Source organism: Streptomyces sp. NBC_01515 (assembly GCF_045040345.1).
GTDB lineage: Bacteria > Actinomycetota > Actinomycetes > Streptomycetales > Streptomycetaceae > Streptomyces.
In genome coordinates this window covers 830,086-852,869 of record NZ_CP109416.1, presented here as the reverse complement: position 1 = coordinate 852,869, position 22,784 = coordinate 830,086, and the positions used below count along the sequence as shown (strand labels likewise).

The following is a 22,784-nucleotide window of genomic DNA, read 5'->3' as shown; positions in this document are numbered from 1 at the left end:
GTTTGCTGTGGGGGGAGTTAGGGACTGAGGACGAGCGGGCCGAACAACTCGGTGTCCATGCGGTCGAGTGCCAGCTTCACGGCGCCGATCAGCGCTGCGTCGCGGCCCAGGCCGGTGGCGCGCAGTTCGATCGCGGGGGTACGGGCGGCGCGCATCGCCTCGCGCACCCGGGGGAGCAGCACATCGGCCGCGTCCTCCAGACCGCCGCCCAGCACGATGAGCGAGGGCGCGACCGTCCACGACAGGGTGGTGAGGATGGAGGTGATGTTGTCGACGAACTCGTCGACCTCGGCGAGCGCTTCGGCGTCCCCGGCCCGGGCGGCCTCGAAGCGGGCCAGGGCCACTGTGCGTTGCGCCGCCTCCGGCGAACTCAGCAACGCCACCGGGCGGTCCTGGACCGTGCCGGTCGGGATCGACCGTGCCTCGACGATCTCGCCCGCCGCGCCGTCCAGACCCCGGTGCACGGCCCCTCGGATCAGGATGCCGAGACCGGTCCGGTTGCCGAGGATCGCCCACACGACGTTGTCGTGATCACCGGCCACACCTCGCCAACGCTCCGCCAACGCACCGAGGTTGGAGTCGTTGTCCGCGAACCAGGGCATCCGGATGCGCTGTTCGAGCTCCTTGGGCAGGTGCACGCCTTCCCAGCGCGTGGTGTGCACCAGGCGGCGTACGACCCCCTCGTCGTCGATGGCACCACCGCCCGCCACCGCGCCCGCGCGCAGCCGCTCCGGCGACCCGCCCGCGTCGTCGAGCGCCTCCCGTACCAGGGCCGCCGCGTCGTCGAGCGTGGCCTGTGGGTCCTGGTAGGCACGCAGCGGGCGGTGTGCCCGGCCGACGATACGGCCGCGTACGTCGGCGATCACGGCCGAGGCGTCGGCGGTGTTGATGTACACGGCCGCCAACAGGGCGTGTTCCGCGCGCAGTTCGTACCGCCGGGCCGGTCGCCCGGCACTACCGCTGATCGGTATCCGCTCCAACTCGGCGACCCAGCCCGCCTCGACGAGCGAGTCCAGGATCAGCTCGATCGTACGGCGGGACAGACCGGCCCGTTCGGCGAGCGCGGTCAGTGTCGTGGGCCCCGCGGACACCGCGAGCGCGCGCAGGACGACCGAGGTGTTGACGCGCCGCACGGCGCTCTGGTTCATCCCCGACATCAACACCCTTCCGCCTCCTCGGACTTGCCCCGTGCGACGGGCGCGAACCCACAGGTCCCGGTCACAGGCGTCACCGCATCCCCGATCCGGCGATGCCCTGCACGAAGTACCGCTGGAGGAACAGGAAGAGCACGAGCACCGGCAGCATCACGACGATCGCGCCGGCGAGGACCAGTCCGTAGTCGGTGACGTGCTGGGCCGCCTGGCTGGTGGCGGCGAGGCCGACCGGGAGGGTGTAACTCGCCGTGCTCTGGGCGACGATGAGCGGCCAGATGAAGTTGTTCCACGAGTTCAGGAACGACATGATCGTGATCGTCGCGACCGCGGGACCGGCCAGCGGCAGGAAGATCCGGAAGAAGATCCGGAACTCGCCCGCGCCGTCGATGCGCGCCGCCTCCAGCAACTCGTCGGGCACCGACTGCGCGTACTGCCGCATGATGAACACGGAGAGCGGCAGCGCCACCCCGGGCAGCGCGATGCCGGTGAGGGTGTCGGCGAGGCCCATGTCGACCGTGATCACGAACTGGGTGACGAACACCGTCGTGAACGGCACCATCATCGCCGCCATCACCGCGCCGAACGCGAGCCGCTTGCCCGCGAACTCCAGCTTGGCCAGGGCGTATCCGGCCGCCGAGGCCGCCACGATGTTGCCGATCACCACCATGAGGGCGACCAGGACACTGTTGGTGAGAAAGCGCCCGAAGCCCTCGGTCCGGAACAGCCGCACGAAGTTGTCGAGCGTGACGTGCCGCGGCAGCCACGCGCCCGGGTCGGAGCGGATCTCGTCGAGACCGCGCAGCGAACCGCTGACCACCCAGAAGAAGGGCAGCAGCGTGAGCAGCGCGCACAGCACCAACGCGCCGTACAGCAGGGGGCGGCCAACTGGCCGGTGGCGTACGCCGATCCGGTCCTCGGCAGAGGCAGAGGCAGAGGCAGAGGCAGCGGCAGAGGTGTCGGCGTCGGTCAACGACGCGGCTACGGCGGTCATGTGCGGGGCCTCAGCAGTCGGAACTGGACGACACTCACCAGCAGCACGAGCAGCAGCATCACGAACGACGCGGCCGAGGACATGCCCAGCTGGCCGGACCCGAACTGGTGGTAGGTGTACAGCGATACGGACTCGGTGGACCCCAACGGCCCGCCGTCCGTGAGGAGATAGGGCTCGTCGAAGACCTGGAGGTAGAAGACGGTCAGCAGCACCGACACCATGAGGGTGGTCGGGAGCAGCAGCGGCAGCGTGATGTGCCGCAACTGCCGCCATCTGCCCGCCCCGTCGAGCGCCGCGGCCTCGTACACGTCCTCCGGTACGGCCTGAAGTCCGGCCAGGAACAGGACCATCGCGGTGCCGAAGTTGCGCCAGACGCCGAGCAGGATCACCACGGGCATGGCGAGGTGCGGATCGTCCAGCCAGTTCGGCCCGGCGAGACCGACGTAGCCCAGTGCCTTGTTGACCGTGCCGCCCGCGTTGAAGGCGTACTGCCAGATCAGGGCGACCGCGACGACGTTGGTGACGACCGGTGCGAAGAAGACCGTACGGAACACGCCACGCAGCCGCCGGATCCCGGAGTTCAGCGCGACGGCCAGCGCGAAGCCGATCGCCATGGTCAGGGGGACCCCGATGGCGACGAAGACGCCGGTGTTCAGGATGTCCCGCAGGAAGGTCGGATCCTGGAACAGGCGCAGGTAGTTGTCCAGGCCGGTGAAGTCGACCGCGAGGGGATGCCGCAGGTCCGAGCCGCGCAGGTCGGTCAGGCTGAAGCCGAGCGCGGCCACCGTGGGGATCGCGGTGTAGATCAGGAACACGACGCCGAACGGCGCGAGGAACAGCCAAGCGACCGCCGTGCGACGGGAGTTGCGTGCCCGGTGCCGCGCTCCCGGGACGAGCGTGGTCGTCATCCGCGGCTCACTCCGCGCCCGTGCCGAGGCTCTTGGCGTACGCCTGGATGCTCGCGGCGGCCTTCTCCGCGGTCTGCGTGCCCTTCGCGACGGTCTCCATCTCCTTGCCCAGCCGGGTGGCGACCTGCTGCCAAGTGCCCACCTGGGGAAAGGCCTTGGTGTTCTTCAGCTGGGTGAGGAAGGCGTCGAGGAGCGGCTGCTTCTTGACGGCCGGAGCGTCCCAGGCGGAGATCACCGCGGGCAGCGAGCCGTACGCCGAGTACTGCGCGACCTGCGTGCTCGGCTTCGCGACGTGGCGGACGAACTTCCACGACGCGTCCGTGTTCCCGCTGTCGGCGAGGACGCCCCAAGTGCCCCCGGCGGAGAAGGAGATGCTGCCCGAGGCGCCGGCCGGCAGGGGTGCCGTGGCGACATGGGCCGCCGTCCAGCCGGTCCTCTTCGCGGCGGTGTCGAGCTGCCCGAGCACCCAGGGGCCGGTGACCATCGTGGCCGTCCTGCCGGACACGAAGTACGGCTGCGCGTCGAGGAAGGTGGGGGTCGCGGTGTCGGCCGAACCCGAGGTGAAGAACGACGCGTTGTACTTGAGGGCGTCGACCATCTCCGGTGTGTCGAGGTTCCAACTGCCGCTGCCGGAAAGGAGGTTGCCGCCCGCCTGCCAGGCGTACATCGCGACGTCCTGGCCGTTGAAGATGTCCCAGCCGTTGTCCGCCCCGAGCCCGTGTACGGCACCGGCACCCTTCAACGCCTTGAAGAACGGCACCATTTCGGCCCACGTGGTGGGTGCTTCGACGCCCGCCTTCTTGGCGAGGTCGGCGCGGTAGACGAGGGCGTACGTGTACGCGTACCAAGGCACCGTGTAGGCCACGTCCTTGACCAGGCCCGCGTCCCAGAGGCTTTTGAAGAAGGCGCCGGAGTCGACGAGTCCGTCCGGCACCGGCCGGAGGATCGACGGGTCGAGGAACTGCGCCTGCGATTCGGGGAAGAACTGGGCCACATCGGGGCCCTTTCCCGCCGCGATCGCCGCCTGGAGCTTCGTGTAGTACTCGGAGTTCGGTATCAGCGTGAACTTCACTGTGACGTCGGGGTTCGCGGACTTGAAGGGCTTGATCACCTTGTCGAGGACGTCGGCGTCGCCCTGCGCGGCCCAGACGTTCACGGTGCCGGTGGCCGGTTTGTCGTCGATCGACTTGGCCGCGGTTTTCGCGGTGGCGGTCGCGGTGTCGCCGCGTCCGCAGCCCGTGAGGGCGAGGGTGCCGAGCAGGGCGGTGCCGGCGGACAGTCTGAGGACGCCGCGGCGGGAGGGGTCGGACACTCGGGGGCTCCTGTCTCATGGGGCGCTGAGGACAGTGAAGGGAATTCCGGAGCGCCGCCGTTTTCGGGGTTCCGGGATTTTCGGGGAAAGCAGCGTTATCGGTCCGACGGCCGTAATGCGGCTGATGGGACCTCTGTGGCTGACTGCGACGTTAGGAAGGGTCTGTTTCGCCGGCGTGGCTCAGCCGTCACGAATAATTTCGGAACTTGTAGCGAAATCCCTGACAGAGGGAAAACCCTTGAGTGCCCCTGACCTGGGTGACATGGACGGGTCAAGACTGTCATCCTCCACCCAGCCACCCCCACGGATCCTCCACGGATTGGTCAAAGTTCGTACCGGTCCCGCACAGCTCGGCTCTTCCCGGACAGCAGACCCGGCTGCCCGGTCTGTCACCGGCCGCGTCCGCGGTCGTCGCAGTAGGAGTTAAGAGTGAGACGCATCCCCCGCAAGCGGATGGCGGTAGGAGCCCTGGTCTCCACCGCCGCCTTCCTGGCCGTCGGCATCCAGTCGGTGCCCGCGACCGCGAAGCCCGCATCCCCCCACCCGAGCCCGCTGCTCACCGGCAGCCTGGAGGCGAAGCTCACCCCGGCCCAGCGCTCCGCGCTGGTGAAGAGCGCCACGCAGAACAGCACGGCGACCGCACGCACCCTCGGCCTCGGCGCCAAGGAGAAGCTGGTCGTCCGGGACGTCGTCAAGGACAACGACGGCACGGTCCACACCCGCTACGAGCGCACCTACGCGGGCCTCCCGGTCCTCGGCGGCGACCTCGTCGTGCACACCCCGCCCGCCTCCGTGGCGACGGGTACCGTGAGCGCCACGTTCAACAACAAGCGCACCGTCACGGTCCCCTCCACCACCGCGTCCCTCTCCAAGACGGCCGCCGAGACCAAGGCGCTCACCACCGCCAAGACCCTCGACGCCAAGAGCCCCTCCACCGACAGCGCGCGCAAGGTCATCTGGGCCGGCAGCGGCACGCCGAAGCTCGCCTGGGAGACCGTGATCGGCGGCTTCCAGGACGACGGCACGCCGAGCCAGCTGCACGTCGTCACGGACGCCTCCAGCGGCAAGGAGCTCTACCGCTACCAGGGGATCAAGACGGGCACCGGCAATACCCAGTACAGCGGCACGGTGACCCTCAACACCACGCTCTCCGGCTCGACTTACCAGCTCTACGACACCACGCGCGGCGGCCACAAGACGTACAGCCTCAACAACGGCACGTCGGGCACCGGCACGCTGATGACCGACTCCGACGACGTGTGGGGTACGGGCGCCGGCTCCAACACCCAGACCGCCGGCGCGGACGCGGCCTACGGCGCGCAGATGACGTGGGACTTCTACAAGAACACCTTCGGCCGCAGCGGCATCAAGAACGACGGCGTCGCCGCCTACTCGCGCGTCCACTACAGCACGGCGTACGTCAACGCCTTCTGGGACGACGACTGCTTCTGCATGACGTACGGCGACGGCACCAGCAGCACCCACGCCCTGACCTCGCTGGACGTTGCGGGCCACGAGATGAGCCACGGCGTCACCTCCAACACCGCCGGGCTCGACTACAGCGGTGAATCAGGCGGGTTGAACGAGGCGACCTCGGACATCTTCGGCACCGGTGTCGAGTTCTACGCCAACAACTCGACCGACGTGGGCGACTACCTCATCGGCGAGAAGATCGACATCAACGGCGACGGCACGCCGCTGCGTTACATGGACAAGCCGAGCAAGGACGGCGGCTCCGCGGACAGTTGGTACTCCGGCGTCGGCAACCTCGACGTGCACTACTCCTCGGGCCCGGCGAACCACATGTTCTACCTGCTCTCCGAGGGCAGCGGCACCAAGGTCATCAACGGCACCAGCTACACCAGCACCACGTCCGACGGTGTGGCCGTCGCCGGTATCGGGCGGGCCGCGGCCCTGCAGATCTGGTACAAGGCGCTGACGACGTACATGACGTCCAGCACCAACTACGCCGGGGCACGCACCGCCGCACTCAGCGCCGCCGCGTCGCTGTACGGTTCAAGTTCCGCGCAGTACGCGGGAGTTGGCAACGCCTTCGCCGGTATCAACGTCGGCAGCCACATCACCGTGCCCACCAGCGGTGTCACGGTGACCAACCCGGGCAGCCAGTCCTCGACCGTCGGCACGGCGGTGAGCCTGGCGGTCACGGCCAGCAGCACCAACAGCGGCACCCTGACCTACGCCGCGACCGGACTGCCGACCGGCCTGTCGATCAGCAGCTCCACGGGCGCCATCACCGGCACCCCGACGACCGCCGGCACCTACAGCACCACCGTCACGGTGACCGACTCCACCGGCGCGACCGGCACGGCGTCCTTCACCTGGACGGTGAGCGCCACCGGCGGCGGCAGCTGCACCTCGACCCAACTCCTGGGCAACCAGGGCTTCGAGTCGGGCAACACCACCTGGACCGCGTCCAGCGGCGTCATCACCAGCTCCACCAGCCAGGCGGCCCGCACCGGTTCCTACAAGGCCTGGCTCGACGGCTACGGCTCGACCCACACCGACACGCTGTCCCAGTCGGTGACGGTCCCGAGCGGCTGCACGGGAACGACGTTCACCTTCTACATCCACATCGACACGGCGGAGACCACCACCAGCACCGCGTACGACAAGCTGACGGTCACCGCCGGATCGACCACCCTGGCCACCTACTCCAACCTCAACGCGGCCACCGGGTACGTCGCGAAGTCCTTCAGCCTGTCGGCCTTCGCGGGCACCACGGTCGCCCTGAAGTTCAGCGGAGTCGAGGACTCCTCGCTCCAGACCAGCTTCGTCATCGACGACACCGCCGTCACGACCAGCTGATCGATCCGTGAGTCCGGCACCCCGCACGCGCCCCCAGGCGTGCGGGGTGTTCCGGTTTCTCAGCTCAGCGGGTCCAGCGTCAGGTAGGCCTGCTGCGGGTTCCCGTCGTTCACCAGGGACTCCTGGGCGCCGACGTCGTCGAACGCGAACGCGTACGCCTTGCCGTCGGCCATCTGCGCGTGGATCTTGCGCGCGTACTGGTTGGTCACCGTGTCCACGTAGAAGTTCGCCGTGGTGGTGTCCGGCTGGTTGGGGTTGACCAGGAGCGTGGACCGGTTGAAGCCCGCGCACAGCGTGCGTGAAATCGGTCCGCGTACCAGGTCGTTGGGGGCGTCGAGGTACTTGTAGCAGCCGAAGATGCTGGCCGCGTCCGGCTTCTGGAAGGTCGTGACGACCGCCCCGGAGCTGTTGGTGAAGTTCATGACGTTGCCCGACACCCGGCCGTAGTACTTCGTGTTCGGCTGGTCGGCGAACGGCGTCACGGTCAGCGTCGACGACGAGTACTTCGACCAGACACGGTTGATGTAGTCGTCCATCACGGTGCTCGGCAGGGCGCCGGTCTCGATCCCGTACGTCGGTGAGAGCGCTCGCAGAACCGTTCCGTCGGACCGGGTCTGGATCAGGTTGGCCCAGCCGCCCGGCTGCCCGCGCAGCGCGTTGAAGAACCCGGTGTAACCACCCGACTTGAGATGCCCGGTGGAGGCCGTGCTCCCGTCCGACCGCTGCACCCCGACCGCGTACGGCGCCGAGAACATGTCGACCTGGGTGCTGTTGATCCACAGCCCGGAGTCGTTCAGCGTGTACTCGGACCAGTTGAAGAGGATGTTGCGGTTCGGGTCCGTCGGGTTCTGCACGGCCGGCTGCACCAGACCGCCGGTCGTCAGCTTGAACACCAGCTTCTGGCCGTACGAGAAGTAGATGCGGCCCGAGAACTTGGGGATCCGGATGGTGCTGGACTGCCCTGCCGCCGGGCCCGCGATCGACGCGTCCGGCGCCGGGGTGGGCGGGTTGCCCCCGGCCGGCCAGGCGTGGAACGTGCCGTTGGCGTCGGCCCAACCCTGCTGGCCCGTGGTCAGGTTGGTGCCCAGGTCGTAGATGTAGACCGCGTCACCGCGGCCCGAGTTGTTGGTGATCTTCAGCGGGATCGTGGCGGGCACCGCGGCGTCCGCCGTCACCGGTGTGGCCAGCGCGATCATCGTGGCCACCGCGGTCGCGGCACCTAGTCGACGTACGAGTCTGAGGAGCACTGCTCACCTCCGTGTGGGGGGTGTACGAACAATTGGTCCGTACCTCTGTGAGAGCGCTCTCAGAGTCGCGCCGAGGCGCGAGCATGTCAATGAGTTGAACGAAAGGTGCCCACGGCGACTCGCGCCGTGGGCACCTGGATTGAATCAGTGAAAGCGGTCTGCCGGTCAGAACGTACGGTCCAGCAGGTCGAGCAGCGCGACCCAGTGCCGCTCGTCGGCCTTCGCGTCGTACGACGAGGTGTCGGCCTGCGTGTAGCCGTGCTGCGCGCCCGGGTAGACCTCGCAGCGGTGCCGGACACCGGCCGCGGTGAGCGCGTCCTCGAACCGCTTGATCTGGTCCTCGGGCAGCGAGGGATCCTGGTCGGCGTGGCCGAAGTACAGCTCGGCGGTGATGTGTTCGGCCGCCAGGTGCGGGCTGTCCGGGTCGTCGGTGGCCAGCCGTCCGCCGTGGAAACCGGCGGCGGCCGCCACCCGGTCCGGGTAGGCACCGGCGGTGTACAGCGCGAGGCGGGCGCCCATGCAGTACCCGGTGATCGCGATCGGCCCGTCGACGACCAGCGGGGAGTCGGCCAGCCAGCGCAGATAGGCCCCGGCGTCCCGCTTGATCAGCTCGGGATGCCGAGCCAGCCCCATGATCAGCGGGCCGACCTTCTCGAAGATCTCCGGACGTCCGTCGTGATCGATGAACTCGGGCAGCTCCACCACGGGCGCACGGCCCTCCCGGTAGAACACGTTCGGCACCAGGACCGTGTAACCGGCCTCGGCCAGCCGGTCGGCCATCGACTTCAGGTGGGGGCGGAGCCCGAAGGCGTCCTGGTAGAGCAGCACGGCCGGACGGGGACGCTCGTCACCGGGATGCACCAGATAGGCGTCCGCGATGCCGTCCTCGGTGGGGATGTCCACGGCTGTGCCCTGTACGGCGGTCATGGTGGAGGTGCCTCCCTGGCGGATGGGCGCCGGGCCGACAGCCGGCCCGGAGCGGCGTGTTCCGATCATCGTGGCACGCCTGCCTACGGCCCCTCCGCCGGGGTCACTCGAAGCGGAACCGGGGTCACTCGAAGCGGGAGACGTCGCCCGCGCCCTTGCGGACGATCTCGGCCTCGCCGTTCGAGAAGTCGATGACGGTCGTCGGTTCCGTACCGCAGTCCCCGGAGTCGACCACCGCGTCCACCACGTGGTCGAGCCGGTCCTTGATCTCCCAGCCCTGGGTCATCGGCTCCTCCTCGTCGGGCAGGAGCAGGGTGCTGGACAGCAGCGGCTCACCCAGCTCGGCCAGCAGCGCCTGGGTGACGACGTGGTCGGGGATGCGCACGCCCACGGTCTTCTTCTTCGTGTTCAGCAACTGGCGCGGCACCTCCTTGGTCGCCGGGAGGATGAACGTGTAACTGCCGGGCGTGGAGGCCTTGATGGCGCGGAACACGTCGTTGTCGATGTGCACGAACTGGCCCAGCTGGGCGAAGTTCTGGCACACCAGCGTGAAGTGGTGCCGGTCGTTCAGATGCCGGATCGTCTTGATCCGCTCCATGCCGTCCCGGTTGCCCAGCTGACAGCCCAGCGCGTAGCAGGAGTCGGTCGGGTACGCGATCAGCGCACCCGAGCGCACACTGTCCGCGACCTGGGAGATGGTGCGGGGCTGCGGATTGTCCGGATGCACGTCGAAGTACTTGGCCACCCGCCGAGCTTATGCCGTGCCCGCGCGGGTCGCCGCGCGGGGCCGTTGCGGCCGGCCGGTCCGGCGGGTGTGTACCCCGGTGAATCCGGGGAAACCGACGAGAGCGCTCGGGTCTCTCCCCCGAACCCGGGCAGGACCGGCCCCGCCGCGGCCCATCCCCCCGTGGCCGCGGCGGGGCGGTTCCACCGCCCTCGGGTGCGGGAGCGGTACAGAGGGGGGCGCGCGGCTCAGCCGTGCAGCCGCACCGGTACTTCCTGCCAGCCGAAGGCGATGAACGACGGCACCTGGCGCAGCTCGTCCGCCGCTACGGCGAGCCGGGCGTCCGGGAAGCGGTCGAAGAACGCGGGCAGCGCGGTCAGGGCCTCCACGCGGGCGAGCGGCGCCCCGATGCAGCGGTGCACGCCGATGCCGAACGCCAGGTGGTCGTCGGCGCCGCGGGCCGCGTCGAAGACGTCCGCGTCGGGGCCGTAGTGCGCGGGGTCGAGCCCCGCCGCGGCGAACGTCGTGATGATGGCGTCCCCGGCCGGGACGGTGATCTCGCCGACGGTGAGGTCACTCACCGCGAACCGCAGCGGCAGCGAGGCGATGGAGGGGTGGACGCGCAGGGTCTCGTCGACGACCGCGTCCCAGCCGATCTTCCCGGCGCGCACGTCCGCCAGCTGCTCGGGGCGCCTGAGCAGGGCGACGATCGCGTTGCCTATGAGGTTGACCGTGGTCTCGAAGCCCGCGCCGATCACCAGCAGCAGGGTGTAGAGGAGTTCCTCGTCGCTGAGCCGGTCGCCGTCCTCGTCGCGGACCCGGATCAGTTCGGTGGTGAGGTCGTCGCCGGGGTGCTCGCTGCGGTGGGCGATCAGCGCGGGCAGCACCGTGCCGATCTGCCGCTGCACGGACGCCGCGTGCTCCGGGGACGGGTCCGAGGTGTCCATGATGGCCGCGATCAGCCGGCCCGTGTCGTCCACCAACTCGTCGGGCACACCGAACAGTTCGCAGATGATCCGCATCGGCAGCGGTCGGGCGAAGGCAGCCCTGACGTCGACGACTTCGGCGTCGTCGGCCGCCATCGCGTCGAGCAGTTCCACGGTGATCGTCTCCACCCGGGTCCGCATCGCCTCGGTGCGCCGGTGCGTGAAGCTGGGCGCGACGAGTTTGCGCAGGCGGGCGTGGTCGGTGCCGTAGGTGGAGAGCATGTTGATGACGCCGATCCAGCCCAACGCCCACCCCCAGGAAGGGTGTTCGCCCATCTCCGACCACAGGTTCCAGTGCAGCCGGGGGTCCTTGCTGACCTGCGGGTCGAGGATCAGTTCCTTGAGGGTGTCGTAGCCGGTGGGGGCCCAGGCGGGGATGCCGCCGGGCAGTTCGACGGGCACGATCGGGCCGAGGGCACGCAACTTGGCGCTCTCGGCGGCCATGTCGGTGCCGAACGGGTCGAGGGCGATGCGGTCGGACACGGTCACGACAGGTCTCCTGGCTGGTCGGGGGAGCGGGGGCTGAACCGCACGGGCAGGGACGTCAGCGAACGATGGAAGGGGCCGGGCCGCCAGGTCAACTCCGCACGCGGTACGACGGGTTCGAGGTCCGGCAGCCACAGGGTGAGCCGCTCGATCGCCTCCGTCGCGATCAGCAGCGTGTGCTGCTTGACCGGGCAGGCGTGCGGGCCCGCCGACCACGACAGGTGCGAGGCGTCCTTGGGATGCCTGCCGGTGACGACCTCCTGCTCGGCGAAGTGCGCGAGCGCGCCGTACGAGACGACGACCGGGATCGCGGGCCTGATCCACGCGCCGTGGAACGTCACGGGTGAACGGGCGTAGTGGATGCCGTAGTTGGCGAGCGGGGTCTCGTGGTGCAGGACCTCCACCACGGCGTCCATGACCGGGCGGGCGCCACTGGTCAGCGTGGAGTAGTAGACCGAGGTGCCGAGGATGCGGGACAGGGCGTTGGACACCAGGTTCGCGGTCGGCTCGTGGCCCGCGCCCAGGGTGAGGAACACCTGCCAGGTGACCTCCTCCGGGGTGAGCCCGGCCGGATGGTCGAGCAGCCAGCTCGGGAGGTCGTCGCCGCGTGACTCGGCCTTCGCGGCGATGAGTTCGAGGACGTAACCGCCGAACTCGGCCTCGCCCTCGGCCGCTTGGGCGCCGCCCTCCATCATCATGCCCAGCGCCCGGTCCAGCCGCTCGCTCTGGCTGTCGGGCAGCCCGAACAGGCTGTTGAACACCAGCGCCATCAACGGCCGCGCGAACTCGCCCACCAGATCGGCCTGTCCGCGCGGCCCGATCCGGCTCACCAGCACATGCACCGCCCGGTGCACCCGGGCGCGCAGGTCGTGCGGCTCGATGCGCTCGAAGGCGTCGATCAGCGAGGCACGGTAGCGGACGTGCTCGGTGCCGTCCGAGAACAGGGAGTTGGGCCGCCAGCGCATCATCCCGAGAACCGGCGAGTCCTCGGCGACCGTCGACTCCCAGGGCCGGGGATCGTGCGAGAACGTGCCGGTGTCGCGCAGCAGCTCCAGCGCGGCCCGCCGCTCGGTGACGACGTACGCCGGTACGCCCGGGGCGAGTTCGGCCCAGCCGACCGGTCCCTGGGCGCGCAGGGCGGCGTAGTAGCCGTAGGGATCCAGCGCGAAGCCGTCCTCCCACAGTCGGACGGGTCGGGTGGGGCCGACGGGGGAAGTGGTGGTCACCGGTGCTCCGGAGGGTCGCGGTCGATCAGATGCTGGACCAGGGCGAGCAGCGCGTCGAGGGACGAGTCCGCGTCCCGGGCGTCACAGGTCACCAGGGGTGTGCCGGGCTCCAAGTCCAGGGCGGCGCGCAGCTGTTGCTCGGTGTGGTGGCGGGGCGCGTCCGGGAAGGTGTTGAAGGCGACGGCGTACGGCAGGCCGCTCTCCTCCACCAGCGCGAGCACGTCGAACGAGGCGTCGATGCGGCGGTTGTCGACCAGGACGAGCGCCCCGAGCGCGCCGTACGCGATGTCCTGCCACAGGGCCCGGAACCGCTCCTGTCCGGGCGTGCCGAACAGGTACAGCACGATCCCGCCCGGCAGGCTGATCCGGCCGAAGTCGATCGCGACGGTCGTCGTCGACTTCTCCCGCACCCCGTCGAGATCGTCCACCGCGACGGACGCCTCGCTGAGCCGCTCCTCGGTGTGCAGCGGCCGGATCTCCGACACGGAGTCGATGAGCGTCGTCTTGCCCACCCCGAAGGGACCCGCGATCAGGATCTTGACCAACTCGCGGGCGGTGTCCGGCAGATGGACGCCACCGGTCGTGCTGCCGCTAGTGGTGCTTGAGGGCGCGTAGGCCATCTGCGACTCTCTTCAGCAGGTCGGGGTCGAAGCGTTCGGCGGGCGGGATCGGAGCGCGGGCGAGCACCAGGCTCCGGTCCAGAAGACCAGCGGCCAGGACCCGCACCGCGGACACGGGCAGCTCCAGCAGGGCCGCCGCCTCCAGCACCGTCAGCGAACCGCCGTACAGGGCGTCCAGCAGGGCGAGTTGAGCCGCGGACAGGTCGGCCGGGGCGGGCTCGCCACTGCCGCTGAGCACCGTCAGCCGCTCCAGGTGCGGGCGGCTGGGCCGGGCCACACCGCCGGTCGACAGATACGCGGGAACCAGAGGACGGCCGCCGCGGCGGCCCGTCATGCCGGTGCGCCGCCGTCAACTCCCCGCGGGGCGGCGGCCATCGCCTTCTCACCCAGCCGCGCCACCTGCGAGTGCACCCGGTGCGCCAGCAGATCCAGCCGCACCTCGGTGTCCCCGTAGGCCGCCACACAAGTCCCGTGATCCGTGGGGACGATGAGCACATAGCCGTGGTCCGACTCGATGACCACCTGCCGAATCTCCGCCCCTTCTTGGTCGGCGAACGCCGCCGCGGCGGTACGGCACGCCCCCTGCACCGTGCTGGTGATCGCGGCGACCCGCTCGCCCGAGGCCTGGGACAGCGCGTCGGTGTACCCCCGCACCAGCCCGTCCCGGGTCAGCAGCACCGCCGCCACCACATGCGGCACCTCCAGGATCGGATCGAGCGCCCACGCCGTGTCGCCCCCATCGCGGCTGGTCATCTAGCCGCTCCCCCTTCGTAGTCGGTCTGATGCGTCTCGCGCGCTGTCACTGTTTCGGCCGCCACGGCCCGTTCTCCTACGGCGGTTCCGGCGTCGTCGTTCGCGGCGCGCGCGGCGGCGGTGCCGGACTGGAGGGCGCCGAGTGCGGCGGCTGCCTGCTCCGGGCTGCGTTCCGGCTGGTGCGTCTCCCGGGCGGACGGGGTGGCCGGTGCGACCGGTGCGGTGGCCGGGGTCCGGCGACGGCGTCGCGGCAGGCCGCCCGCATCGGGTACGGCCTGATGCCCGGACGCGTCGGCTCCGGCCTGTTCGGCGTGCTCGGAACCGTAGGAGTGGGCCGGTGCGGGAGCGGGCGTGCGGGTGGGTGCGGGGGCCCGGCGGGTCGAGCGCGGGGCGCCGGCCGCGGGGGGCTGCCGCTCGGGGTCGATACGGCTGAGGAGATGGCTGTCGATGCGCAGGACCGCGCGGACGCCGCCGTACGGGGAGGGCGAGGACACGTCGACGCTCAGGTCGAACTGCCGGGTCAGACGGCCGATCGCGGCGAACCCCATGCGCGGCGGGTCGCCCAGGTCGGTGAGCAGGATCGGGTCGGAACCGGCCACCAGCCGCCGGGCGTGGTCGCGTTCGTCCTGGGTCATGCCGAGCCCCGCGTCGTCGACGGTGACGCAGGCGCCGTGGTGCACGTGTTCCAGGTTGACCACGACGTCGGTGTCCGGGGCGGAGTGCCGCAGCGCGTTGTCGATGAGTTCGGCGACGATGACGGCGACCGGTTCCACGGCGTGCGAGACGAGCGCGGTACCGGCTTCGAGGTGGTTGTGCACCCGTACCCGGTGGTACCCGGCGAGCCGGGCCTGTCCGCCGGTGACGGCCTCGACGAGGTGCGACTCCTCACGCGCGAGCCCGACCCAGGCCCCGCACACGACGGCCGCGACCTGCGCACGGCGCAGCGACTGCTCGTTCTCGTGGTCCAGCATGAACAGGGTCTGCGCCAACTCGGGCTCGTCGTACCGCTGTTGGAGCGAGCGCAGGGCGTCCTGCAACCGGTACAGCGCGGCCTGGATCTCCCGGGTCGCCCCGCGCATCCCGGCCTGCGCGGCGGCGTCGATGCGGGTGCGCTGCGCGGTGAGTTCCGAACGCGCCGCGTTCAGCACGCTTTCGAGGGCGATGCCGAGGGGCGAGCCGATGAACTGCGGCTGCCCGGGCCCCGGAACGGTGACCCGCGGATGCGTGAGCTGCCGGGCGGCGGCCGGAATCCGCTGCACCGCGAGATGCTCGACCTCGGCTGCCAACGCCGCCTGAACGCCGTCCAGGCGGTCCCGCAGCGCGGTTATCTCCGCACGCTGCAGGGCACGTTGACGCCGCGACCGCAGCAGCCCGGCACCGAGCGCCAGCGCGGACAGCGTGCCGGCGGCGAGCGCACCGGCCACCAGGTCCGGTAATTCGGTCATCGAATCGAGTCCAAGCGAAGTCGGGCAGGGCTGAGCCGGGGCCCTTGAGGCTGAGTTCCGGTCCCTCAGGCGGGGCGCCCGGAGCACAGTACACACCGTCATCGACCGCTCTCGCACGGTGTAACAGGAGTTCCCTCCGAAACTGACCGGCCTCTGTTCGCTTCTGTGGCAAGTGTCTGAAATGGCCTGTGGGGAAAGAGAGTTGAGTGAATGGCTCCAGGTCGGTGGAGTGCCGACTCAAGGTGCGCCGTGCGACGTCCGCGTGCCTCGCGATCGCCACGCCCGTGGCCGCGACCAAGCGGTACTCCGGGCCGGGCTTCATGTCGGGTCGGAACGAGAGCGTGAATCGATCGTCGCCGCAATTGATTCAGCGGCCATACCTTGCCTCCTCGCCCCTTTCCGCCATATGGTCCGGATATTCCGTCGCCGACGCCACCGAGGTACCCCATGGACCGCACCCGCCTGCAGGACCTCCTCGCCCGTGAGAGCGCCGACGCCGAGCGGCTCAACCCGCGGTCGAAGGCTGCCTACGCGCGTGCCGAGCATCTCTTCGGGCGGGTGCCGATGACCTGGATGAACAAGACCGCCGGAGCCTTTCCGCGCTACCTCGACACCGCCCGGGGCGCCCGCGTCACCGACATCGACGGTCACGAGTACGTCGACTTCAGCCTCGGTGACACCGGAGCGATGGCCGGGCACTCGCCGGCCGTCGTCGCGGAGGCGGTGCGGCGGCGGTTCGCCGAGCAGGGCGGTGCTACGGCGATGCTGCCGACGGAGGACGCCGAGTGGGTCGGCGCGGAACTCACCCGCCGGTTCGGGCTCGCCCGCTGGAGCTTCGCGCTGACCGCGACGGACGCCAACCGCTGGGCGATCCGGCTTGCCCGTGCCGTCACCGACCGTCCCAAGATCCTGGTGAACAGTTACAGCTATCACGGGAGCGTCGACGAGTCGCTCATCGTCGTGGGACCGGACGGCCACGGCACCGCCCGCCCCGGCAATGTCGGCGCCCCCTGCGATGTCACGCTCACCAGCCGTGTCGCCGAGTTCAACGATCCGGCCCAGCTGGAACGGGAGTTGGCGCACGGAGACGTCGCCGCCGTCCTCATGGAACCGGCACTCACCAACATCGGCATCGTGCTGCCCGAGCCCGGCTACCTGGCCGCCGTACGCGAACTGACCAGGAAATACGGCACGTTGCTCATCAACGACGAGACCCACACGTTCTCCGCGGGACCGGGCGGCTGCACCGCCGCCTGGGACCTCGAACCCGACCTGCTCACCATCGGCAAGGCGATCGGCGGAGGCATCCCGGCCGGTGCCTACGGCCTCTCCGTCGAACTCGCCGACCGCCTGCTCGGCCGAGCCGACCTGGACCTGGTCGACATGGGCGGCGTCGGCGGCACCCTCGCGGGCAACGCGCTGTCCGTCGCCGCGATGCGCGCCACGCTCGAACACGTCCTGACCGACGAGGCGTTCGCCCACATGGCCAAGCTGTCCGAACGCTTCGCGGCCGGGGTGCAGCAGGGCATCGACGCCCACGCCCTGCCCTGGACGGTGAGCCGTCTCGGCGCCCGCAGCGAGTACCGCTTCGCCTCCCCGGCACCGCGCACCGGCACCGAGTCCGAGGCAGCCGGTGACCCGGAGCTGGAGGACTTCCTCCACCTCTACCTCGCCAACCGGGGCATCCTGCTCACCCCGTTCCACAGCATGGCGCTGATGTGCCCCGACACCACCGAGCAGGACGTGGACACCCACACCCGGGTCTTCGCCGACGCGCTCGCCGAACTGGCCAACTGACACAGGGAGTTGGAGACAAGCACGTGGACGACATCGACCGGGCCATCCTGCGCGAGCTGCAGACCGACGGACGTATCGCGTACGCCGACCTCGGACCGAGGGTCGGACTGTCCGCGTCGGCCGCCCGGCAGCGGCTCCAACGCCTCTTGGATTCCAAGGCGGTTCAGGTCGTCGGCGTGACCGATCCGATGGCCATGGGCGGGCAGGCCATGGCCATGCTCGGCATCGAGGTGGACGGCGACCCGCGTGCCGTAGCCGACCAACTCGCCCTGCGCGACGAGGTGGTGTACTCCGTGCTCACCTCCGGCGGCTTCGACCTGTTCGCCGAGGTGGTCACGCCGGGACCACGGGACCTGCTCGACTTCGTCAACGACGTGGTGCGGCCGATCGAAGGGGTGCGGAGCGTCCGGTCGTTCCCGTACTTCGGCATCCACACGCACCGGTTCCTGTGGGACGTGGGCTGACGCGCGCCCAAGAAGCCAAAGGGGCCAAAGAAGCTCAGGATGCCGGAGTGATCGCACAGGCGTCTAATGGGGATGTCGGAAATGTCACCCGGCGGAAAAGGCCGAGGCCATGGCGCCCACGGAATCCAGCGCAGGGGACGGCAGGACGGCTGCCAAGGGGGTGCTGAGGCGCCTGGGGGAGTGGTGCGCCCGGCATTTCGTGATCGTCATCGTCGCCTGGCTCGTCGCGCTCGCCGCGCTCCAGGTCCTCAACAGGTCCTTCGGGGGCGACTATTCGGACGACTTCTCGCTGTCCGGCGTACAGTCCCAGCACGGGTTGCAGGTCCTCAAGGAGCACGATCCGGCGGCCGGGGGCTACAGCAGCCAGATCGTCCTGCACGACAAGGACAAGCAGCTCACCTCCCTGAACTCGCAGATGTCTGAGACGGTCGGCGACCTGCAGAAACTCCCGCACGTCCTGTCGGTGCAGAACCCGCTGCCCCAGCCCGGAACGCAGCCACCGGCGTCCTCCAGTCCGAACGTCGGCCCCCTCTCCTCCGACGCGAGGACCGCGTACATCACCATCCGCTTCGACGTGCAGCCGTCCACCCTCGGCGACGGCTACCTCCACGGCGTCGACACCTCCGTGAAGCCGCTGCGTGCGGCCGGCGCCCAGGTCGAGTACGGCGGACCGCTCGGCGAACTGGCCCGGCCCGTCGCCGACGACCGGATCAGCGAACTCATCGGGTTCGCCGTGGCGATCGTCGTCCTGCTGATCGGCTTCGGCAGCGTGGTCGCCGCCGCGATGCCCCTGGTGACCGCGCTGATCAGCGTGATCGGGGGACTCGCGTGCCTCGGACTGCTGGCGGCGGCCTTCACCTTCGCGACGGTGTCACCGACCCTCGCGACGATGATCGGCATCGGCGTCGGCATCGACTACGCCCTGTTCCTGATCACCCGGCACCGGCAGAACCTCATGAACGGCTCCGACCCTGTGAGCGCCGCCGGACAGGCCACGGCGACCAGCGGCCGGGCGGTACTGGTCTCGGGCTGCACGGTGATCATCGCGCTGGCCGGACTGTTCGTGTCCGGCGTGCCCTTCATCGGCAAACTCGGGCTCGCCGCCGCCGTGACGGTCGTGTCGGCGGTCATCGGCGCGCTCACCCTCGTACCCGCCCTGCTCGGGCTCCTCGGCAAGCGGATCGACCGCTACCGGGTGCGCCGCCCGGTCGCCGAGACCGACGCCGCGCCGGGCACCGAGCCCACGGGCACCTGGCACCGCTACGCGCAGCGCGTGGAACACCGGCCGTGGACGTTCCTCGCGGCGGGCGTCGCGGCCGTGGTCGTCCTCGCGATCCCGGTGTTCTCGCTCCAGCTCGGTCACATCGGCGACGGCGCCGACCCCACCTCGTTCACGGACCGACGCGCCTTCGACCTGATGACCGACGCCTTCGGCCCCGGCTCCAACGGCCCGCTCACCATCGTCATCGACCAGACGGGCGTCCCGACCTCCCAGCGCTCGGACCTCTCCAGCCAGGCCCAGAAGACCCTCGACGGGGTGCGGGGCGCCGCGAAGGTCACCCCGCTGACGACCACCAAGGACGGTGACGTCCTCGTCGGCACCGTCTACTCCAAGCAGTCCCCGCAGAGCGCCGACACCACCGACCTCACCAACCGCCTCGTCCACGACACCCTCCCGGACGCGGTCGCCGGTACCTCCGCCAAGGGCTACGTCACCGGCACCACAGCAGCACAGGTCGACTTCCGCGACATCGTGTCGAGCCGGCTGCCCCTGATCATCGGCGTGGTGGTCGCGCTGGCCTTCCTGATCATCCTCGCCGTCTTCCGCGGCCTCCTCGTCGCCCTGAAGGCCGCCGTCCTCAACGTGCTCTCCATCGCGGCCTCCTACGGCGTCGTCGTCGCGGTCTTCCAGTGGGGCTGGGGCGGCCCCGCGCTGGGCGTCTCCGGCAAGGTCCCCATCGAGAGCTACGTCCCGATGATGATGTTCGCGATCATCTTCGGCCTGAGCATGGACTACGAGATCTTCCTGCTCTCCCGCGTCCACGAGGCCTGGCTGCGCACCGGCGACGCCGAGGCGTCGGTCGCCCACGCCCTGGAGATCACCGCGCGCGTCATCACCTGCGCCGCGCTGATCATGGTCAGCGTCTTCGCGGCCTTCGTCGTCAGCGACAACATCGTGGTCAAGATGCTCGGCCTCGGCCTGGCCGTCAGCGTGCTGATCGACGCCACGGTCGTACGGCTGCTGATGGTGCCCGCGGTCATGACCTTGCTGGGCCGGCACGCCTGGTGGACCCCCCGCTTCCTGGACCGGATCCTGCCGCACATCGACGCGGAGGGCGACCACGAGCAGCAGGCGTGAGCCTCAACTCCCGTACGGCGTGCGGGGTGTGCGTCTTCAACCGCCGACCGGTCGGGCCCGGGGTGTGAGCACCAGCATCGTCACATCGTCCCGGATCTCCGGCGAGTACCGCAGCAGGTCGGCCCACACCCGCTCGGTCATCAAGACTGGCTCCTCGTGCGCGAGTTGGGCCAGCCGCTCGGCGAAGGGGTAGAAGGCGCCGCCCGTGTCCCGCGCCTCCCACACCCCGTCGGAGGCGAGGAACAGCCGGTCGCCGGGCCGCAGTTGGATGGTCACCCCACTCAGCGGACCGGCGTCGGACAGGCCGAGACCGAGCGGCGTCCACGCCTCGACGTCGATCTCCGTGACCCGGCCCGCGCGCAGCAGCACGGGAGAGGGATGCCCGCAGGCCACGATCCGCACCGCGTCCGCGTCCGCCGTGAACTCCAGCAGCACCGCCGTGGCGAACAGCTCCGCGTGCGCCGACCGCGCCGAGTCCACCACCAGCCGCCGGTCCAGCCGCGCGGCGACCGCCTCCAGGTCCGGCAGATCGAGCACCGCCTCCCGGAACGCCCCCAGCAGGGACGCCACCGTCGCGACGGCCGACAGCCCGTGCCCCTGAACATCGCCCATGACCGCCCGCACGCCGTACGGGCCGTCCCGCACGTCGAAGAAGTCCCCGCCGACCAGCGTCCCGCGCTGCGCCGCCCGGTACAGCCCCGCACACCCCACCGGCCCCACCCGCTCCGGCAGCGGCGGCACGACGGCCCGCTGCGCCGCCTCCGCGACCGTGCGCTCCAGGTCCAGCTGGGCATCACGGCGACTGCGCACGAAGGACACGAACACGCTCAGCACCGCGACGAACAGGACCGTCAGCAGATCGGTCTCGCCGGGATCGTTGAGATGGAACGCCGGGACGGTCAGCAGCCCGACCGTGGCGCCACCCATCAGCGCGGTCGCGAGCGGCCCGTACGACAGCCCCGCCAGCGGCGGAATGGCGCCCAGCAGAAAGCCGATGTCCAGCGAGTGCGGGCTGACCAGCGTCGCCACGCCCACCCCCACCACCAGTGCCCCCGGCAGCACCCGCACCCACCGCGGCGCCGGCGCGCCCCGAAGCCACCCCCGCCGGGCCGGCTCCCGAACCCGGCGGAACGACGGCACGCGCACCTTTCCCACACCACCACGCTCCTACGGCGGTACCGGCCCCGCACGCCGAGCGCCTAGAACGGCGTGAGCGTCAGCCGTATCCCCGTGGGCGCGGTGTCCTGGACGTACGACGCGAAGTCCGCCACGTCGTCGAAGGCGAAGCCGTACGCCTTGCCGTCGGCGGTGGCCGCGTGGATCGCCTTCGCGTAGTGGTTCGTGAGGTCGGTGGCGTAGAAGCCGGCCGCGTCGGTGGTCGGCTGGGCGGGGTTCGACAGGAGTGTCGAGCGGTTGAACCCGGCGCCGAGGACGGCCGCGACCGGGCCCGTGGTGCCGTCGTTCGGGGCGGCCAGGTTGCCGTCGCAGAACAGCACGTCCCGGGTCGACGGCTTCGCGAACGAGACCGAGGCCGGGCCGGTGAAGGTGAACTGGCCGGCGCGGACTCGTCCCGTGAAGGCGCCCGCGTTCGTGGTGACGGTGAGGTCCTTGCCGGTGTACGTGCTCCACACCTCGTCGATGTACGGCGCGAAGTAGTCCGCGGCGAACAGGCCCGCGTCCAGCCCGTGTCCCGGCGCGATCACCCGCGTGTCGCCCACGACCAGCGGGGCGAACGCCTCGACCTTCCGTACGGCGTCGAACACCGATGCCCGGCCGCCGTCGCGCAGGGTGCCCGTCGTCTGGTCCTGCGCGCCGGTCAACCGGATGCTCAGCGGCACGCTGAACATGTCGACCATCGTCGTGTTGCAGAACATGCCGGACGCGTTGTGTGTGAACTCGGCGCAGTCGTGCAGGACTTCGTAGTTGGGGTCGGACGTCACCCAGCCGGCCGGGTACTGCAACGCGGGATTGCCGTTGCCGTCCGCCACGGCCTTGAACTTGAGCTTCGCGCCGAGCGAGACATAGATGCGGCCCGAAAGGTACGGGAGCGAAATGGTCGTCTCCGCACCGGAGTTGAGGCTGATCGCGTAGTCGGTGAAACCGTCGGCGCCGTTGTCGGAGAGCGCGATCGGCGCGATCGTCCCGTCGGGAGTGACCCGCACCTGCTTGCCGTCCACGTTTCCCACGACGTAGACGTGCACGTTGGCGTTGTCGAACGAGCCGCTGTTGTTGACCAGTGTCAGCGGGAGGGCGCCCGCCTGATCGGCGCTGGTCTCCATGGACTTGGTGTCCGCGAGGGCGTGCGGTGCGAGTGCCGCGACGGCGGGGGCGGCCACCGCCGCACCGCCGAGGGCGAAGAGGAGCTTGCGGCGGCCGAGCGTGCGCTGATGGCGGGCAGTCGGGGGAGTCATGTGGGGGGACCTCCGGGCGAGTCGGACTGTTCGGAGCGACGGTGCCGACGCATTGAGAGCGCTCTCACAGCGAGTGTCGACACCGCCGCCGAGGCCCGATGTTACGCACGCCCAGGGGCTGAGCCAACGGTTCTGCGGGAAGTCGTCA

General features: G+C 70.1%; 19 protein-coding genes. 4 read left to right on the top strand and 15 right to left on the bottom strand.

Features of this window, described 5'->3' with window-relative positions; all coding sequences use genetic code 11:
• Window positions 1–17: 17 nt before the first annotated feature.
• The 4 genes from OG407_RS03345 to OG407_RS03330 form a co-directional block, all read right to left on the bottom strand.
• Window positions 18–1,148, bottom strand: coding sequence for an ROK family protein (locus OG407_RS03345; protein ID WP_405868259.1), 1,131 nt, complete (start codon window positions 1,146–1,148; stop codon window positions 18–20).
• Window positions 1,149–1,227: 79 nt separating this feature from the next.
• Window positions 1,228–2,145: a carbohydrate ABC transporter permease gene (locus OG407_RS03340; RefSeq protein ID WP_405854829.1), complete on the bottom strand. Its 918-nt coding sequence runs from the start codon at window positions 2,143–2,145 to the stop codon at window positions 1,228–1,230.
• Window positions 2,142–3,053 carry a carbohydrate ABC transporter permease gene (locus OG407_RS03335; protein WP_405854827.1) on the bottom strand — a complete coding sequence of 304 codons (912 nt, stop codon included), beginning with the start codon at window positions 3,051–3,053 and terminating at the stop codon, window positions 2,142–2,144. The genes OG407_RS03340 and OG407_RS03335 overlap by 4 nt, the downstream gene beginning before the upstream one ends.
• Window positions 3,054–3,060: 7 nt before the next feature.
• Complete coding sequence (locus tag OG407_RS03330; RefSeq protein ID WP_405854825.1) at window positions 3,061–4,365, bottom strand: extracellular solute-binding protein; 1,305 nt, start codon at window positions 4,363–4,365, stop codon at window positions 3,061–3,063.
• Between the two features lie 453 nt (window positions 4,366–4,818).
• Here OG407_RS03330 and OG407_RS03325 point away from each other — a divergent pair, with 453 nt between their 5' ends.
• Window positions 4,819–7,191, top strand: coding sequence for a M4 family metallopeptidase (locus OG407_RS03325; protein ID WP_405868257.1), 2,373 nt, complete (start codon window positions 4,819–4,821; stop codon window positions 7,189–7,191).
• Between the two features lie 59 nt (window positions 7,192–7,250).
• On the opposite strand, the gene OG407_RS03320 is transcribed toward OG407_RS03325, so the two are convergent.
• The 9 genes from OG407_RS03320 to OG407_RS03280 form a co-directional block, all read right to left on the bottom strand.
• On the bottom strand, window positions 7,251–8,387 hold the full coding sequence (locus tag OG407_RS03320; protein WP_405868255.1) for a glycoside hydrolase family 64 protein: 1,137 nt from the start codon (window positions 8,385–8,387) through the stop codon (window positions 7,251–7,253).
• A 216-nt stretch (window positions 8,388–8,603) separates the two neighbouring features.
• Entirely contained in the window at window positions 8,604–9,365 is a 762-nt protein-coding gene (locus tag OG407_RS03315) for a dienelactone hydrolase family protein (RefSeq protein ID WP_405854823.1), read from the bottom strand.
• Between the two features lie 124 nt (window positions 9,366–9,489).
• A complete protein-coding gene (locus tag OG407_RS03310; RefSeq protein WP_365304894.1) occupies window positions 9,490–10,110 on the bottom strand; it encodes an L-threonylcarbamoyladenylate synthase in 621 nt (206 codons plus the stop codon).
• Between the two features lie 227 nt (window positions 10,111–10,337).
• Window positions 10,338–11,564, bottom strand: coding sequence for a cytochrome P450 (locus tag OG407_RS03305; RefSeq protein WP_405854821.1), 1,227 nt, complete (start codon window positions 11,562–11,564; stop codon window positions 10,338–10,340).
• Entirely contained in the window at window positions 11,561–12,787 is a 1,227-nt protein-coding gene (locus tag OG407_RS03300) for a cytochrome P450 (protein WP_405854819.1), read from the bottom strand. Before OG407_RS03300 ends, OG407_RS03305 begins: the two co-directional genes overlap by 4 nt.
• Window positions 12,784–13,407, bottom strand: a complete 624-nt coding sequence (locus tag OG407_RS03295) for a GTP-binding protein (RefSeq protein ID WP_405854817.1) — start codon at window positions 13,405–13,407, stop codon at window positions 12,784–12,786. Before OG407_RS03295 ends, OG407_RS03300 begins: the two co-directional genes overlap by 4 nt.
• Window positions 13,379–13,741 (bottom strand): DUF742 domain-containing protein, encoded by a 363-nt coding sequence (locus OG407_RS03290; protein ID WP_405854815.1) that lies wholly within the window; start codon window positions 13,739–13,741, stop codon window positions 13,379–13,381. Before OG407_RS03290 ends, OG407_RS03295 begins: the two co-directional genes overlap by 29 nt.
• A complete protein-coding gene (locus tag OG407_RS03285) occupies window positions 13,738–14,160 on the bottom strand; it encodes a roadblock/LC7 domain-containing protein (RefSeq protein WP_405854814.1) in 423 nt (140 codons plus the stop codon). The genes OG407_RS03290 and OG407_RS03285 overlap by 4 nt, the downstream gene beginning before the upstream one ends.
• Window positions 14,157–15,605 carry a sensor histidine kinase gene (locus tag OG407_RS03280; RefSeq protein ID WP_405854812.1) on the bottom strand — a complete coding sequence of 483 codons (1,449 nt, stop codon included), beginning with the start codon at window positions 15,603–15,605 and terminating at the stop codon, window positions 14,157–14,159. Before OG407_RS03280 ends, OG407_RS03285 begins: the two co-directional genes overlap by 4 nt.
• A gap of 447 nt (window positions 15,606–16,052) precedes the next feature.
• Between OG407_RS03280 and OG407_RS03275 the strand changes: the two genes are divergently transcribed.
• From OG407_RS03275 to OG407_RS03265, 3 genes are all read left to right on the top strand, one after another.
• Window positions 16,053–17,402, top strand: coding sequence for a transaminase (locus OG407_RS03275; RefSeq protein ID WP_405854810.1), 1,350 nt, complete (start codon window positions 16,053–16,055; stop codon window positions 17,400–17,402).
• 23 nt (window positions 17,403–17,425) lie between these two features.
• Window positions 17,426–17,866, top strand: a complete 441-nt coding sequence (locus tag OG407_RS03270; RefSeq protein WP_405854808.1) for an Lrp/AsnC family transcriptional regulator — start codon at window positions 17,426–17,428, stop codon at window positions 17,864–17,866.
• Window positions 17,867–17,975: 109 nt separating this feature from the next.
• A complete protein-coding gene (locus OG407_RS03265) occupies window positions 17,976–20,225 on the top strand; it encodes an MMPL family transporter (RefSeq protein WP_405854806.1) in 2,250 nt (749 codons plus the stop codon).
• 36 nt (window positions 20,226–20,261) lie between these two features.
• Here the strand turns inward: OG407_RS03265 and OG407_RS03260 are convergent, their stop codons facing one another.
• Window positions 20,262–21,380 (bottom strand): PP2C family protein-serine/threonine phosphatase, encoded by a 1,119-nt coding sequence (locus OG407_RS03260; protein ID WP_405854804.1) that lies wholly within the window; start codon window positions 21,378–21,380, stop codon window positions 20,262–20,264.
• Window positions 21,381–21,424: 44 nt separating this feature from the next.
• Window positions 21,425–22,636, bottom strand: a complete 1,212-nt coding sequence (locus tag OG407_RS03255; RefSeq protein ID WP_405854802.1) for a glycoside hydrolase family 64 protein — start codon at window positions 22,634–22,636, stop codon at window positions 21,425–21,427.
• Window positions 22,637–22,784: the final 148 nt, after the last annotated feature.